The organism is Acinetobacter sp. SwsAc4 (assembly GCF_013391535.1).
Classification (GTDB): Bacteria; Pseudomonadota; Gammaproteobacteria; order Pseudomonadales; family Moraxellaceae; genus Acinetobacter.
In genome coordinates this window covers 24,055-40,597 of sequence record NZ_JACAXC010000028.1, presented here as the reverse complement: position 1 = coordinate 40,597, position 16,543 = coordinate 24,055, and the positions used below count along the sequence as shown (strand labels likewise).

Annotated in this window: 11 protein-coding genes and 1 pseudogene; 11 read left to right on the top strand and 1 reads right to left on the bottom strand. The window is 36.1% G+C overall.

From position 1 onward, the window contains the following. The 3 genes and pseudogenes from HYG88_RS12395 to HYG88_RS12385 all read left to right on the top strand — a co-directional run. Positions 1–110 (top strand): annotated as a pseudogene (locus HYG88_RS12395) (RNA-guided endonuclease TnpB family protein); the annotation flags it as partial. Between the two features lie 10 nt (positions 111–120). Next, positions 121–519 (top strand): hypothetical protein, encoded by a 399-nt coding sequence (locus HYG88_RS12390; protein WP_178883208.1) that lies wholly within the window; start codon positions 121–123, stop codon positions 517–519. Between the two features lie 78 nt (positions 520–597). After that, positions 598–3,474, top strand: a complete 2,877-nt coding sequence (locus HYG88_RS12385) for a type I restriction endonuclease subunit R (protein ID WP_178883207.1) — start codon at positions 598–600, stop codon at positions 3,472–3,474. Between the two features lie 17 nt (positions 3,475–3,491). Here the strand turns inward: HYG88_RS12385 and HYG88_RS12380 are convergent, their stop codons facing one another. Further along, positions 3,492–4,616, bottom strand: a complete 1,125-nt coding sequence (locus HYG88_RS12380) for a Fic family protein (RefSeq protein WP_178883206.1) — start codon at positions 4,614–4,616, stop codon at positions 3,492–3,494. Positions 4,617–4,876: 260 nt separating this feature from the next. On the opposite strand from HYG88_RS12380, the gene HYG88_RS12375 reads away from it, so the two are divergent. The 8 genes from HYG88_RS12375 to HYG88_RS12340 are packed head-to-tail and all read left to right on the top strand — an operon-like array spanning position 4,877 to position 16,458. After that, positions 4,877–7,213, top strand: coding sequence for a dynamin family protein (locus tag HYG88_RS12375; RefSeq protein ID WP_178883205.1), 2,337 nt, complete (start codon positions 4,877–4,879; stop codon positions 7,211–7,213). Positions 7,214–7,231: 18 nt separating this feature from the next. After that, positions 7,232–9,439 (top strand): dynamin family protein, encoded by a 2,208-nt coding sequence (locus HYG88_RS12370; RefSeq protein WP_178883204.1) that lies wholly within the window; start codon positions 7,232–7,234, stop codon positions 9,437–9,439. Between the two features lie 11 nt (positions 9,440–9,450). Next, positions 9,451–10,947 (top strand): dynamin family protein, encoded by a 1,497-nt coding sequence (locus tag HYG88_RS12365; protein ID WP_178883203.1) that lies wholly within the window; start codon positions 9,451–9,453, stop codon positions 10,945–10,947. 4 nt (positions 10,948–10,951) lie between these two features. Next, entirely contained in the window at positions 10,952–11,737 is a 786-nt protein-coding gene (locus HYG88_RS12360; RefSeq protein ID WP_178883202.1) for a DUF1566 domain-containing protein, read from the top strand. Between the two features lie 12 nt (positions 11,738–11,749). After that, complete coding sequence (locus HYG88_RS12355; protein WP_178883201.1) at positions 11,750–12,622, top strand: DUF1566 domain-containing protein; 873 nt, start codon at positions 11,750–11,752, stop codon at positions 12,620–12,622. A gap of 3 nt (positions 12,623–12,625) precedes the next feature. Further along, positions 12,626–13,393, top strand: coding sequence for a DUF1566 domain-containing protein (locus tag HYG88_RS12350; RefSeq protein WP_178883200.1), 768 nt, complete (start codon positions 12,626–12,628; stop codon positions 13,391–13,393). A gap of 13 nt (positions 13,394–13,406) precedes the next feature. Beyond that, positions 13,407–14,276, top strand: a complete 870-nt coding sequence (locus HYG88_RS12345; protein WP_178883199.1) for a DUF1566 domain-containing protein — start codon at positions 13,407–13,409, stop codon at positions 14,274–14,276. Between the two features lie 34 nt (positions 14,277–14,310). Further along, positions 14,311–16,458 carry a glycine zipper family protein gene (locus tag HYG88_RS12340; RefSeq protein ID WP_178883198.1) on the top strand — a complete coding sequence of 716 codons (2,148 nt, stop codon included), beginning with the start codon at positions 14,311–14,313 and terminating at the stop codon, positions 16,456–16,458. The last annotated feature ends 85 nt before the right edge of the window (positions 16,459–16,543 follow it).

The following is a 16,543-nucleotide window of genomic DNA, read 5'->3' as shown; positions in this document are numbered from 1 at the left end:
AATGGCAGTGCATGGAGTGCGGTACGCTCCATAATCGAGATATAAACTCAGCACTGAATATTCTTGCGCTCGGACATGAGCGTCTCGCAGGAGGAATCCCCGTCCTTTAGGTCGGGGAGGATGTCAACCCTCACCAATATTATTGCGCTGGATCAGGTACAAAAGAACCAGTTAATCAGTGATGATGACGCTGCCGAACTTAGAAAAAAAGGTTTAATTGAAGGTAGAAAGCCAAATTATTGTATCTCTGCAAATGTGGCTGAACAAACAGATCAGCAAGCAGAATATTTAGAAATGCGTGGTTTGGATGATCAGCATTATCAGGGACTCATTTTGGAATATTTACGCAAGTTTAAGCAGGCGAAACGAGCTGATTTTGAAAAGTTATTAATCGATAAATTACCGCAAATATTAGATGAAGACCAGCGTAGACATAGAGTACGTAATTTATTGCAAAAAATGCGTAGAGATGGTTTGGTCGAAGCTAAAGGTTTGACATGGTATTTAAAGAAGAGCTAGTTTTAGCTAGTTTTAGCTAGTTTTAGCTAGTTTTTTATATAAGTTATTGTTAATTAAATATTTAATTATGAGAGAAATATGACAGTACAAAGCGAATATCAACTTGAAAATGAACTGATTGCACAACTGCAAGGACTGGGCTATGCAACCGTTACCATCAAGGATGAACGCCAACTACTGTCAAATCTCAAAACACAAATTGAACGTGCCAACGGACTTGCGCCACTGTCAGAATCTGAATGGAAGCAGGTCATTAGCTTTCTCAATACAGGTACAGTATTTGAACGAGCTAAAAACCTACGTGACCAGTTTCCTGTCAAATTTGATGATGGTTCAAGTAAGCACATCTTCTTTTTATCGGATGACTCAAGCAAAAACGTATACCAAGTCACCCATCAAATCACGGTAGATCATCGTGATTTTAATGGTCGAACCAGCCGTTTTGATGTCACGCTCTTGGTCAATGGTTTGCCTTTAGTTCAAATTGAATTGAAAAAACGAGGCATGGAAATTGCTGAAGCCTTTAATCAAACCCAACGTTATATTCGTGAAGCATATTGGGCAGGGCAAGGCCTATTTAGTTTTATTCAGCTTTTTATCATCAGTAATGGCGCAAATACTCGCTATTACTCAAATGGTACGACTGGGATAGAGTTTGCCTTTCCGTGGGCAGATGTTGCCAATAAACATATCAATGAAATTGTCGATTTTGCGGATGCATTTTTAAATCATCAGCATCTGACAGACATGCTGACCCAATACATGGTGATGTTAGAAACCAGTAAAAGTTTGATGGTGCTACGCCCTTATCAAATTTACGCCGTGCAAAAGATTATTGCCCATGTGCAAAATTCAGAACAAAACGGCTATATCTGGCATACCACAGGTTCAGGTAAAACACTGACATCATTTAAAGCCAGTCAGCTGATCATGAAGATGCCTGATGTAGAAAAGGTCTTGTTTGTGGTGGATCGTAATGACCTTGATACACAAACTTCACGTGAGTTTAATGCTTTTAAAGCCGAGAGTGTGGATAGCACAGACAGCACGCACACTTTGGTTAAACAACTCGATCAACGCCACGACAAGCTGATCGTGACCACCATTCAAAAGCTGAATCGTGCGATTAGCACGGATCGATATTTAGAACACATTAACTACCTCAAAGACAAGAAAGTGGTGTTTATTTTTGATGAATGCCATCGTAGCCAATTTGGTGATACCCACCAAAACATTAAAAAGTTCTTTAGTAATGCACAGATGTTTGGATTTACGGGAACACCGATCTTTGAGGAAAATAGTCAATCTAAAGCAGGATTGAAGCTCACCACAGATTATTTATTCAATCAGTGTTTGCATCAATATGTCATTGTAGATGCGATTCGAGACCGTAACGTATTGCAGTTCCAAATAGATTATCGTGGCAAGTATACTGCTAAGGGTATGCAGAATAACCTCGATTATGACGAAGATGTTGAGGGGATTGACACCAAAGAGCTTTATGATAATCCACAACGATTAGAAATGATTGCCCGTTATATCGTTGAGACACATGACACTAAAACCAAAAACCGTGAATTTACGGCGATGTTTTGTGTCAGTTCAGTGGATACCTTAACGCAGTATTATGAACTGTTTGAAAAGGTACAAGCTGAGAAGCAACAACAAGATGAAGCGGAAGGTCGATTATTTAAACCTCTCACCATTGCAACTATTTTCTCCTATGGTGCGAATGAAGCTGTTGAGAACAACGACCAAAATGGATTGATTCAAGAAGAGTCAACAGATGCACCGAGCCAAATCAATCAGTCTAGCCGCGACAAGTTGGATCGCTACATTGCCAACTATAATGCCCAGTTCGGCACGAATTATAACTCTGGTGATGGATTCTATGCCTATTACCGTGATATTGCAGATCGGGTAAAGAAAAAGCAGATTGATATTTTACTGGTCGTAAATATGTTCCTTACAGGTTTTGACTCTAAGCCGTTAAATACCTTGTATGTCGATAAGAACCTTAAATATCATGGTCTAATTCAGGCTTTTTCACGGACTAACCGTGTCTATAACGATAAAAAACCATTCGGGAATATTATTAGCTTCCGTAACCTAAAACGTGCCACCGATGAAGCATTGGCATTATTTTCAAATAAAGAAGCACGGAAGACTGTACTTGTCCCAAGCTTTGATGAAATCAAACAAGATTATGAGCAAGCTGTTGAAAAGCTACTCAGTATTACCCCTGACTATCAAACAGTAGATGATTTAGTCACAGAAGATGAACAACTTGAATTTATTAAAGCATTCCGTGAGGTCATGCGCTACAACGCCCAGCTACAAACCTTCATTGAGTATGATCAAGACGACACTAAGCTTGATAAACAGCACTTTGCGAATTTTGCATCTAAATATGCTGATCTCTGTCGAGCGATTCGTAAAACAACCAAGAAAGAAAAAGTCTCTGTGCTGGATGATGTCGATTTCCAGTTGGATTTATTGCACAGTGATCGTATCAATGTGGGTTATATCCTGACGCTGTTACAGATGGCAATAAATGCTGAAACAGATGAGCAGCGTAAGAAATACGAAGCTCAAGTACACGATCTCATAGGCAGTGATATTAGCTTGCATGATAAGCAAGATTTGATACAAAAGTTTATTGAAGAAAACATGCCGAAAATGATCAATGGGCAAAGCGTACAAGTGGCTTTTGCTCAGTTCTGGGATGCAGAAAAAGAGCAAGCCTATCAGCATTTTTGTGAGCAAGAAAAGCTTAAACCTGAAGCAATGAAACAGGTTTTAGATAATTATGAGTTTAATAAGCGCTTGCCGCGAAAGGAAGAGATGAAAGAGTTGCCAAACTACAAGATCAAGCTTTTTGAGCGGGACAGTGTATTATCCAATTTATTAGTGAAAACACGACAGTTGATTGAGAAGTTTTATGTGGGGTTGTAGTAAGGGTTTAGAATGACTTAAACCCTTAAATTTTGGATTTGATACCTTGTATTTCTCCCACCACCTTCAAGTTTTATGATACAGCCTTTTTCCAATAAATCAGTCAGGTGGCGAGTTGCCGTTGCTCGGCTAACTTTAGCCACTTTCTGATATTGTGAAGCACTGATGCCATGCTCAAAGCCATTTTCCCCACCATCAAGCAGTCGATTTAAAACTTTACGCTGCCCCTCATGTAAATCCACTTCCGAAAAAACCTGCCAAAACGTACTTTTTCGAAGCGTCCTTTCAATACGCTTTAATGTCTGCTCAAGGCTTTCATTGAGTGCCTGTAGAAACCAAAGTAACCAATCCGTAATATCAGAATCACTTTTTTGAGTGGCTTCAAGAATTTCATAATAACTCTTACGCTTATTTAGGATGACAGGTGACATTGCATATAGACGAATACTTTGTTGATCCATCTGAGCTAAAGCCAAGTCAGTCAATGTACGGGTAATACGTCCATTACCATCATCAAAAGGATGGAGTGTCACAAACCATAGGTGAGTAATGCCAGCCCGAATGAGTGGGTCAAGCAGGGTATTGGTTCTACCTGTGTTAAACCACTGAATAAATTCATCTACACGTTGCTCTAAACCATCTCGTGGTGGAGCTTCAAAATGTACAGTAGGGTAATCCATGCGCCCTGATACAACCTGCATAGGTTCATGTCCACGTAATTGTCCTATCCGAATACGTTGCATCGTCCAGTCAGTTTCATTAAATAACCATTGATGCCATTGGAATAATCTTTCAACAGATAAGTCTTGTTCAAAATTATTTAAGGCATCCAACATGATATTGGCTAGACCATCTGAACGTTCTGAGCTTGGATAGGGTTGTTCCAGTGATACACCTAGGCGTTTTGCCAGAGATGAACGCAGCGAATAAACATTCAGAGTTTCATTTTCAATTGCTGAGGATGAGACAAGATTGGCAATCAGGTTGTCTAGGGTAAGGTATTCTTTTTCAGGATTATGCTGACTTTGTCCAATCAGGATTCCAATTTTTTGATGAATGTGTCTAGTGAGTGGAAGAATATTTTCATCTTTCCATGTAAAGGCTGTCCAGTTAGATTGTTTCCAGATCCAGTCATCATACATGCTTGGTCATCCCCTGAAATAGTTAAGAATAGGTTTGAGTAGATTGTAGTATATATTTGACTCATTTAATGAGTTAAATATATGGGTTGGATCGATTTTAATTATAGGCATGATAGAAATAACTTTAGGTGAAAGTATTTCCAAATTTCTAATAATTATTGATTGGATTAAGTCTAATTTCATTTGTAAAAAATATATAACAGATGGTATTCTGCATTACATAGGTATTTAAAAAATAAGTATTTTTGGGAGTGTGGTTGGTGGTAAACTACCTTAACGAAGGATTGCAAATCCGTAAAGAAAAAATTCAGGATGCTGTGAATTATTTAGAGCAAACAGAAATATTATTTCAGCAACTTGGGCAACAAGAACTGACTCATATTACGCAGAAATTTGATGATATACAAAAATCATTAGAGTCTGGCGAAGAAGTAAAATTAGTTGTGATAGGTGAGTTTTCTCGAGGAAAATCAACTTTAGTTAATGCTTTACTTGACATTTTATTATTGCGTTCAGCTCAAGAAGCAACTACAGCAATTAATACTTTTGTTAGGAAATTGCCTGAAGGTGTAGAGCAACGCTTTATTCGTATTCATTTTCAAGATGGAAAAGTACAGGATATTGAATGGTTAGAAAATGACATAGACACTTTAGAAAAATGGAGTACAGAACTAGATACGACTCATGCAAGTGCTAGACAACAACTTGACCGCATTGAAATTTTTACATCACATCCATTATTAGACCAAGGGCTTGTGCTGATTGATACCCCAGGGTTGCAATCGGTGGTTGAATATCATGAAGGGATTACTCGTAGAGCCATTGATGAAGCTCATATTGCAATTTGGGTGCAAAGTACACAACAATTAGGTGGAAATGCAACTGAGTGGCAATTTTTATCGAATACGATTCGTAAAAATTTTAATAAATTTCTGACCGTTGTAAATATGTGGGATAGTGTTCTCGAACCACAAGATCCATTTGACCAACAAAAGTCTTTAGCAGAAAGAGAATCACAGAAATATCAACATGTAAAAAATAATTTTAGAAAGAACTTATCTGATGTTTCCGAACAAGACCTAGATGTCATGACCAATAGTGAGCATCTTATTGGAGTGAGTGCAGCATGGGCATTATCTAAGGAACAGGATAAAAGAGAACGTTCTAATATTAGTATGTTATCAAAAAGAATCAGTGATATGCTTTCAACGGGTGAGGCATTAGATGAAATTTATAAAAAACCTTTACGAACTTTGGTTTCGATTCAGACTGAATTAAGTGAATTTATTCACGAGGAATTACAACAGTTAGATTCTAGTCAGACGATTGCTGAACGACAGCGAGAAAGTGAAAAACTTGATTTAGAAATCAAAAACTTACAGCAAGAGCTTAAAATTACCAATGATAATGCACGAACAGAGCATCATCGGGTAGCAACATATTTAATTGCTGATTTAAAAGAAAAATTGATTTCACCTTTAGAGGATTTACAGGCAGATATCGAAAGTCAGGTGACTGTACGATATGTAGAGAGTCAAATTGTTCAGGGAAATCGTAACATTCAGCTTCCAAGCCAGTTACAACAGCAATATGAAACTGCGGTTGTAGAGGTGAACAGTACTATGCAACGACAAAGTAAAGATATTGATGCACAGTTAGCAGATTTAAGAGCGGATTATGCAAAAGAATTAGAAGAACATGCTGCACATTTAAAGCAAAGTATTTCAGGCATTAATTTTAGTTTACCAAGCCTAGATTTGAGTTTTGATGTTGATTTTAGTGAAATCAATAGTTATTTCTCAGAGCAAGCAAAACTTGAGCAAGAAATTTTACAAAAAAGACAGGAAATTGAAAAGCTTGAGCATGATATTGTCAATAGCCAAGCCAGTCCGATAGCTTTGGAAAATGCAAAAAATTCGTTGTTACGTGCAGAGCGAGCAAGAACCAGTTTGGGCGGAAGACCACAAGCCCAACAAGTAACACGTTCACGTACTGAACCAAGTTGGGGAATTTTTGGATGGATGGGATTTACCAAGCAGGTAAATTATATTGATTATGATGAAAGCAATGTGTTGAAATGGGAAGCAGAATATAAGGAAGCCCAGCGAGCGATTGCCAATAAAGAAGCATTTTTGGAGAAAGTTCAAAAAGAGGAAGAGGAAAAGGGACGTAAACGTATGAGTGCTGAACGTATTCAACAGAAGTATGAACAAGAAGTTGCAAAAGTTGAGCGTCAGCGTAAACGTATTGAAGACCAAATGCAAGCCAGTCGTCAGCAGTTGATTGAAGACACACATCAACAGTTATTACACAATACATCAGGTGTTTTAATTCGATTTATCCGTCAATTACAAGAGCAGGTACAACCGCATATTCAACAGGTTTTTGATGAGCAGTTGAATTTGTTGCAACGTCAGGTCAAAGAACAATTGGAAGAACCATTAAACGCAAAATTGACACAACGTAAGCAAGTACAGGATTTGATTGTACAAGGACAAGCCAAAATAGATGCTCGTAGAATAGAGTTACAACAAGGATTATCTAAAACACAATCTTTAATTGCAATGACACAAGATGCTTTAGAAAGTAGCTATTAAACTCTGTGAGAAAAAACCATGACAACATCTAAACATATTCAAGAGATAATAGATGTACTTCCTGAACAACATCAGAAACTTGTACAGGATATTTGGCAAAGTTTTAATGACCAAGGGCAAACTTTAACTTTGGCATTGATTGGGGCATTTTCGGTTGGAAAAAGTAGCCTATTGAATGGTTTATTAGGGGAGCAGTGGTTGTTTACTGCACAGGAAGAAGCTACTGCTTTACCAACATTGATTCAATATGCTGAACAGCAGGATATACAACTGGTTAATACTGACCAAAGTAGTGTGCAACTAGACCGTGAGCAATTTTATGACGTGACGACCCATGCACCAGATAACGCAAAATATGCCATGTTACATTTGTCTCAAGATTGGTTAAAAGGTTTGACGATTATTGACCTTCCAGGCTTAGGGTCAATCTCGGAAAAACATCATGCTTATACGATTGCTCAAATTCAGCAGGCAGATGTTATTTTATATTTACTTGCCCCTCGTGGGGCATCGTCTTCAGATATTGATGCGATTAAATTGATTCGCTCATATGGCAAGCATGTTTTAGTGATTGTCAATCGTTGGGACGAAGTAGAAACTGTGGTTAGTTTAGGTGAGAAAAAACCTGATTTGGATAAATGGTCAGCACAAATTAAAGCCGCAACTGGTTATGATAAAGCACTCATTTGTAGTCATTGTAATGGATTAAATCATCAGTTGATTTTAGATTTTATTGCTCAAGCAAAAGAACAAATCCATGATATTCGTGCAAAACGCTTATTTGCTGAATTACTTCCACGCCTAAAAAATATTTTGGGATATAATCAGGAGCAGCAACAAGCCAATCAATTATTAGATGAGCAGCAAAGCCAAACACTACACCAGTCATTTTTACAGAAAAAAGAAAAAATCATTGAGATAAAAAAAGATTTGTATCAACAACAGGAAAAGCAACAAAATGATTTGCAAAAACGGATGATTGATATTTTTCAAAGCAAAAAAACTGATTTATGTGCAGAATTAAATGCTTTGCATGTCACACCTGAACAATGGGACGCTTTTATTTTACAAGGTTCGCAAATTTTGCGTTTAACACAAGCCAGGACTATTCAAGCTGTGCAAGAGATAATGCAAAATTTTGGACAGATTTATTTACCAGAAAGTACAATTAACGATTTAAATTTAAGATTACCAGAACTGCCACAAATAGATGAGCAGGATTTTTTACAGGCTACCGCACTCTATCAATTACAACAGCAATTTATCGCAAAAAAAGATGAAGTAGAACAGTTTGAACAGTCTGATAATGTATTTTCAGATGTAGAGTTAAAACAACTGGAAGAACAAATTGCCGATTTAAGTCGGCATAGGCAGGATATTCTTAATCAGCCAATCCAAAATATCGAAGAAAGAGTTTATGATACATCAGGTTCGGATGCTGGTCGGGCGATTGGTGAAGTGATTGATTGGGCATTATTCTTTTTACCAGCCGCAGCAGTTACTAAAGTTGGAAAGTTAGCCAAATTAAGTGAGAAAACAGTTAAAACAGTACATACGATTCAAAAAACAGCAAAAATGGCAAAAAAGACGACCGAAAAAATGCAGCCATCAGCGGCAGGTCAAATTTTAAGTTTACTTTCGGTGGCGACATGGACTGAAAAGCTAGGTAGCTTACTCAATGACCCCTCACAGATTATTTTAAAACCTGACCCTGAAATTCAGGCACAAGTGACTGCACAAGCACAAAAAATTAATGTTGATATTCAGCATTTACATGATGATTTGATTCGCAAACAGGATTTAATTGCATCACAGCAATTAGAAGAATTGGCTTTAGAGCAAAAGAAAAAAGAGATTTTACGAATTGAGCAGCGTATTGTCCAACTGGAACAAGAACTAAAAGAACAGCAGACACAAGCTCAAGCGGAGCGAGAACAGCAACAAGCCAAAATTTTGCAAAGCTATCATGAGCGAGCATTGCGGCAGTGGCTAACACAATTTAACCATCAAACTCAAGGTATTGAGCAGTATATTCAACGGTATATAAAAGGTTATTGGGAAACAGTGATTCACGAACAATTAGCCATTAGAATTGAAGAAATGACAGAAATTGAGCGGCAAATCAATCAACTACCGCTACAAAAGGAACAAAGGTTGCGTGTTTTACAACAAGAAGAAACACAGCTTCAGGCGGCATTGGTCAAGCTAAATGCGGAACTGGTATGATGGATAAGGCTATGAATTTTCAGAAAACACAAATCGTCACGGAAAGTTTATTCGATTTTTCGGAAAAAATGGGTAATGCTCAAACAGAAATTGCTGATGGTGTATTAACTGCTCGTGTTGTGGGTGAATATTCGGCAGGAAAGACTAGGGTAATTCGTGAAATCTTAGCTAATCAGATTCCACAACAATATTCTCCTATTAGCTCATTAGAAGCACAAACTCGATTACAACTCGAAATTAGTTATGGTCAAAATAATCAACTATTTCTAATTGAAAAAAGTGAAGATTTAGATGATGCAGTCATTGTAGAAGAGCTTACACAATTTCCATCAAGAGCTGAAGTCAGCCAATATAATCCTGATGACTATAGGTTAAGATTATTGATTAATGAATCACGTTTTATTCTAGCAAAAGGTGATGGTTATTCAGATGACAATCAGCCGAAAAAACTGTTCTTAATTGATACTCCAGGGTGGAACTCTGGTGAGGATGATCTTGCCGAACAGGATGCACATCAATATTTTGTTGGTGAACATAATCTTGCAATTATCTATGTTTGTCATGCGAATCGTCTAGATGGTGAAATTAATAAAGCACGATTGGAAAATTTTCTAGAAGCTTTGGGCGATGCAATGTTTTTAACAGGCAAAGCTCATTTACATATCATCATTACACATTGTCAAAAAGATAGCCAACAGCGATTATCGCAACGGATGCGAGATCGGATTTTGCAACAGTGGCAAGATTTGTACTTTGAGCCTGAAAATTTAATGCTTAATATTACGGCTTTAGATTTTGCTGAAATGTCTGATCAAGAGATTCAAAAGTTTAGAGAAAATTTCTGGCAAGAATTATTAAAACCGATTGGGACAGAAAAGTTTGAATTTCAACAAGGTTATGCAGAACAAATTCTAAACTGGTCAAATGATTGGGATATTCGTCCTGTGTTAATAAAGCAGATTGCTAGCTTACGAAAAATACAGAAAATTCTTAGTTTTGCCTGTTTAGAGGGACAGTTTATTCAAAATATGAATATGACTCGATTACGTGGATTATCATCATCAGAAATGATACAGCGTTTAACTGAGCGTTGGCTTAAACAGATACAAGTACAAAATGTTGATGAATTAAAATTTTTAGTTCAGTTACAACAATTAAGTGAAGAACATCCTTTAGCACAGTGGTGGAATCAATATTGGCTAGAAAATTTATCCATCGTTTATCAGGCTTTTTGGCAATATATTCAATTCATGCAGCAGGCAATTGCTCAAGTTTCAACTGAAATTATAGATTTACAAGATTATTTATCTACTATGATAAAACCTGTTTATTTACAGGCAGTAGAAACGATAAGTATAGCTATATCATTTGATTTAGTGACACAAGTGATTGAACAACAGATGCAAACTTTACATTTGGATAAATTTATTGCGACTTTATTAAAGCTATCTATATTAGAAAGCCGTTATCAAGACCATTATCAGCATCAAATAGAATATCTTGGGTAACGTCATGGATAAGCAAACTAAATTACTGGCAGAATTATTGAGTGCAAGTGAACTCATGGTTATCGACCAGTTTATGCAATTGATGGTTAAAAATAATACTTTTGAGCGGAGGTTAGAAAAGCGCACTCAAAATATTGAATTGCTTAATGCAAAAATTGTCGCCTTAGAAAAGAAAGAAAATATTTATCAGCTGGAAATTCAAAAATTAAAACAGAATAGTATAGACACTGCTCAAACAGCTAAAACATCGAATACGACTGCACCTCAAGTAGTTATAAAGAAGAAAATCATTAATGGGGCTATGATTGCTCAGAAAATTAAGTCAGATGTTGAGTCAGTGAAAGGTCCTAATTCATCGATAAATAAAACCATAAGTTCAAATAATGAATTAGAACATGGTGTATGGACAGATCCAAAAACAGGTTTAATGTGGGCAAGGATTAGTATTGGGCAAGAATGGAAAAATGGGCAGTGTATAGGTGATGCTGATTTTATGGATTGGATTACTGCTCAAAAGGCATGTAGAAATTTCCGATTAGCAGATTGTAATGATTGGAGATTACCAACCATAGATGAACTAGAAACTCTTATGAAGAAAGCAGTGAGTGGCTATACTTGTCCGAATAATATTTTATTCCAACCCAAAAATCGTATAGATGGTTCATATTGGTCAATTACTGAATGTGATTTTCATCATGATTTTGCATGGATAGTATATTTTGGGGGTGGTAGTGCAGGTAGTTATTCTAAAAATAATGATTACTACGTTCGAGCAGTTCGCACTACTTAAAAGGACTCAAATATGAAAAATAACACATTGTCAGACTTTTTTAGTTCAAGTACAGAATTTAGTGCTATAGACCATTTTTTACAATTAATGGTAAAGACCAATACCTTTGATAAAAGGTTATATGTTTTACAGGAACAACTATGTCGGACTGAACAAGATAATCATCTATTGCAAGAGAAAATTATTAGTTTAGTACAAAAAGAAAAAAGATATGAGCAAGATGTTAAAAGTTTAACACTAAAATTTAGTACAAAAATTGCAGATTTAGAGCGAAAAGAAAGGACATATCAGCAAGATGTGAAGAGTTTGAAACAGCAATTTAATGCCAAGATTGCAGATTTAGAAAGTAGAGAAAATAAATATCGTCTAGAAATTGAACAGTTAAAGCAAAAAAATAAGCAACCAGTTGTAAATACAAAAGCGGAAAATGTTCAAGCATCGCAATGCCCTAAAACTCAAACAATTCATTCAAATAATGAATTAGAACAAGGTGTATGGACAGACCCAAAAACAGGCTTAATGTGGGCTCGTATTAGTATTGGGCAAGAATGGAAAAGCAACAAAATTGTAGGAAGCCCTAAATGGATTGATTGGCGAAAAGGCTCTCATCTTTGTGAAACTTTAAAATTAGCTGGTTATAATGATTGGAGGTTACCAACTATAGATGAATTGGCAACGCTCATGAGTGCAAATGGAAAGGGGTATGTAAATGAAAATATTTTATCTCAATCTGGTAGTAAGTTAGGATTTTATTGGTCAAGTTCCTCAACTCAATATAGCGGTATTATACAGGGGGTAGACTTCGATAAAGGGATTATTATTACTTATAACCATTTGCAATTTGATGGCCTGATACGTGCAGTTCGTCATAGTAAAATAGGATAAATCATGAAAAACAATTCATTGCCTGACTTTTTTAGTTCAAGTGCAGAACTAGCTGCAATAGAACATTTTTTACACTTAATAGCTAAAACCAATACTTTTGATCAGAGATTAGATGTTTTACAGGAACAACTACGCCAGTCTGAACAGCAAATCACAAAAGACAAGCAACAATATCAAGAGGAGATTGAAAAGCTAACGCAAAAATATAATAAGCAGTTTGATAAAAAAAATGCTGATTTAGAAACTTTAGAAATTAGATATCGTCAGGAAATTGATGAATTAAAACAAAAGTTAAAACAAAAAAATGACAAGCCTAATATAATGAAGCCAGCAGAATCTCAGCCATCTAAAAAACAAGCAATTAATTCAGTCACTGAATTAGAAAAAGGCGTATGGACGGACTCTAAAACAAGTCTAATGTGGGCAAGAATTAGTATTGGTCAAGAGTGGGAAAGCGGAAGATGTTTAGGTAGAGCAACGGAATTAAACTTAGCAGATGCTAAAAAATCTTGTCAACTTTTTCGATTAGCGGGATATAAAGATTGGCGTTTACCGACTATCGAAGAATTAAAAACACTCATTGATGAAAGTGGTAAAAATTATCAGTGTGGTAGACACATACTATTTAATCCAGCTCCTGCTACAAGTGGGTGGTATTGGTCAAGCACACAAATTGGAGAGAAATATGCCTATCTAAATTTCTATAATTTTCATTCTGGTGTTGATGTTTATTGCAATTATCGTCATGTTCGTCCAGTTCGTAATATTTAGAATAGGATAAATCATGAAAAACAATTCATTGTCTGACTTTTTTAGTTCAAGTGCAGAACTAGCTGCAATAGAACATTTTTTACACTTAATAGCTAAAACCAATACTTTTGATCAGAAATTAGATGTTTTACAGGAACAACTACGCCAGTCTGAACAGTTACAAAAAAAATCTGAACAGCAAATGGCACAAAACAAACAGCAATATCAGCAAGAGATTAATAAACTTACTCAAAAACATAATGAGCAATTGAATAAAAAAATTGCAGATTTAGAGCGAAAAGAAAGCACATATCAGCAAGATATTAAGAATTTAAAACAGCAATTTAGTGTTGAGATTGCAGATCTAGAAAATAAACATCATCAAGAAATTGAGCAATTAAAACAAAAAATTAAGCAACAAGTTGAAAATACAAAAACGGCAAATGTCCTTACATCGCAACACCCTAAAACTCAAATAATTCATTCAAATAATGAATTAGAGCAAGGTGTATGGACAGACCCAAAAACAGGTTTAATGTGGGCCCGTATTAATATTGGGCAAGAATGGAAAAATGGGCAATGTATTGGTGAAGCCAAAAGTTTGAATTGGGAGGATGCTCAAAAGGCATGTAAAGATTTTAGACTTGCTGGATATAGTAGTTGGAGACTACCTACACTTGATGAACTAAAAACACTAAAGCTTGAGAAAGAAGCAGGATATAACTGTCCTCAAGGTATTTTATTTAAACCTAGAAAATATGAATGGGGAGAATATTGGTCGAGTTCGCTTTATGCCTGTGACTATACGAATAGCTACTCGATCTACTCCATTAAGAATAGCTACTCGATCTACTCCAATAAGAATAACAAGTACTATGTTCGGGCAGTTCGTAGCGGTCAGTAGTTTTTGTTTTTTTGAATTAATTCAAGGATAGATAATGCTAGAAACCAAAGTATTAATAGAGCGTTTAAATCAAGTTGAACAACAACAGTATACACTTTATGCTGAACATAAGTTAATGCTGCTTACGATGCAGAATCCTGACTTTAATACAGGGTTATTTAAAAGATTACTGACGGTGACTGTACCAACAGAATGGCATTTCCCACATCAAAATAACAGTGATGTGGAATGCAGTAAGCGACTGATTGACATTATTATCCATGACTTAATTCCTGCTTATATTAAACAATCCTTAAATTATTATTGGTATGAGCAATGTATCAATTATAGCTTAAAATATTTTGAACAAAATCCATCGCAATACCAAATCGAAAAATATATTGAACGATTAAAAGATTGCAAAAATAATTCGCTAAAGACAACTATTTTAAGGAAATTTAAAATCTTAAATCCTTGTGTAAATAATGCACTGGTTTTGGCACAGGATTGTAAAAATAATCAACTTTGGTCAGATGCTATTTGGGAGTATCAGTGGATTTTACAACAACAAGAATCACTGACATCGGAAGATGTATTGGATTTTTCAGAATGTCTTCTATCTCGTAATAATTACTATAACGATGAATGTACCGATGCACAAATGGCTTTATATTTTTTGCTTAATACATCATCAACTCAGGAACGCTATAACTTACTGAAATATAAAGCTGTCACCCTGATTTTACCCGATGATATTATTGCAAAGCGTGGAGAATCTACCAATATCTTTGCAGATATGGGGCGAAGTTTAAACCATGTTGGAAAATCTATTGGTAGTGTATTTGGTGGAAGAGAGTCTGAAATTCCTTATAGTAAAGGCATTATTGCGAATGCCCCTATACTATTAACCCATTATGAAATTAGCCAACATTTAGACACAGATAAAATAGCACAAGACACTCTTGAAAAGATTTTATCAGATAGAGGCGTAACAACATCTATTGCAATTGCTTCGGTAACGTATTCGGCAGGTTTGCTATGGAGCTATGCTCAAATAGATTCTACAGTTTTAAATGCACTTATGTTTGCATCAAAAGGACAGCCCGAACAATTTACAACATTACAGGATATTGCAGGAACGACCCTAGACAGTGCAGGGGCAATGACCCGATTGAGTGGTTATGTTGCTGAACAGCAGGTTGCCTATAATTTAACGCAGCAAGGACATACAGTAGAGTTTCCAGATACGGCCAATCAAGTGGGTTTTGACCTAATTGTTGATGGTCAGGCAATGCAGGTTAAAAATACATTAAGTAGTGATTATGTATTGCAACATATTGAAAAAAATCCTGATATTCCAGTGATTGTAAATCAGGAGCTTACTGATTCGCTAGGTAATCATCCTAATGTATTTATTGATTCTGGACTAAGCCATGCTCATGTTAATCAAACCCTGCACGAAAGTTTAGAACAAATCGACCAATTTGAAAGTATGGCCGACCTTATACCTATTCCGCTAATTACTTTGGGCTTGGCAACATATCGTAATTATCGGGATTTTGATACAGGACAAACCAGTTCCAAACAATACCTTGAAAATATTGGTAAAGAAACTGCTGCAATAGCAGGTGGAGCAGTGGCAGGAAAGATGATTCTTGGTACGATCGGTGGAATATTGGCAGGACCAGTTGGAATTGTTGTGGCAGGGGGAGTAGGTGCTTATATTGGTGGTGTGGCAGGTTCAACAGGTGCGAATGCTTTAAATCGTGAAAAATTATGTAGCCAAAGGGATAGTGTTGTATTACTACTGATAGAATTTGCACAATGGTTTAAAAATGAACTATTAGATTATCGGGTCAATCAAAACTTATCTTCTTTTGAAAAAGTCAGAGAAAAATTAAAGCAGAATCAACAGAATCTGGCTTTGTCTATGACTTTTATCGCTTATCAGTTTGAAGTCTATCTTCATGCACATTGCTTGCAACACTGGTTGGAAGCAAAATTGCAAGGCAATCAAAATGAACAAGTACAAGCAGGATGGGTTGCATTACAGCAGTCAGAGCATTTCTTATCTACTGAGTTAAGACAGAAAGTTGCTAAGATTAATCAGGCATTAGAAATATACAGATCGATTGCCAATCCAATCCCAACTAGTAGTGAGTTTAGTATGATACGACAAGTTGGTTATAGAAATAATATTTAGTAAATACTTCTGGTTATGCGGAGTACATGTTAGTGAGAACAAGAAATTTCAGGACTTTACATGCTTATAGTATTTTTATTTTATG

Excerpts from the sequence above, each read along its gene's own strand:
- HYG88_RS12390 (WP_178883208.1), top strand. The coding sequence starts at position 121 with ATGTCAACCCTCACCAATATTATTGCGCTGGATCAGGTACAAAAGAAC.
- HYG88_RS12385 (WP_178883207.1), top strand. The coding sequence starts at position 598 with ATGACAGTACAAAGCGAATATCAACTTGAAAATGAACTGATTGCACAA.
- HYG88_RS12380 (WP_178883206.1), bottom strand. The coding sequence starts at position 4,616 with ATGTATGATGACTGGATCTGGAAACAATCTAACTGGACAGCCTTTACA.
- HYG88_RS12370 (WP_178883204.1), top strand. The coding sequence starts at position 7,232 with ATGACAACATCTAAACATATTCAAGAGATAATAGATGTACTTCCTGAA.
- HYG88_RS12365 (WP_178883203.1), top strand. The coding sequence starts at position 9,451 with ATGAATTTTCAGAAAACACAAATCGTCACGGAAAGTTTATTCGATTTT.
- HYG88_RS12360 (WP_178883202.1), top strand. The coding sequence starts at position 10,952 with ATGGATAAGCAAACTAAATTACTGGCAGAATTATTGAGTGCAAGTGAA.
- HYG88_RS12355 (WP_178883201.1), top strand. The coding sequence starts at position 11,750 with ATGAAAAATAACACATTGTCAGACTTTTTTAGTTCAAGTACAGAATTT.
- HYG88_RS12350 (WP_178883200.1), top strand. The coding sequence starts at position 12,626 with ATGAAAAACAATTCATTGCCTGACTTTTTTAGTTCAAGTGCAGAACTA.
- HYG88_RS12345 (WP_178883199.1), top strand. The coding sequence starts at position 13,407 with ATGAAAAACAATTCATTGTCTGACTTTTTTAGTTCAAGTGCAGAACTA.
- HYG88_RS12340 (WP_178883198.1), top strand. The coding sequence starts at position 14,311 with ATGCTAGAAACCAAAGTATTAATAGAGCGTTTAAATCAAGTTGAACAA.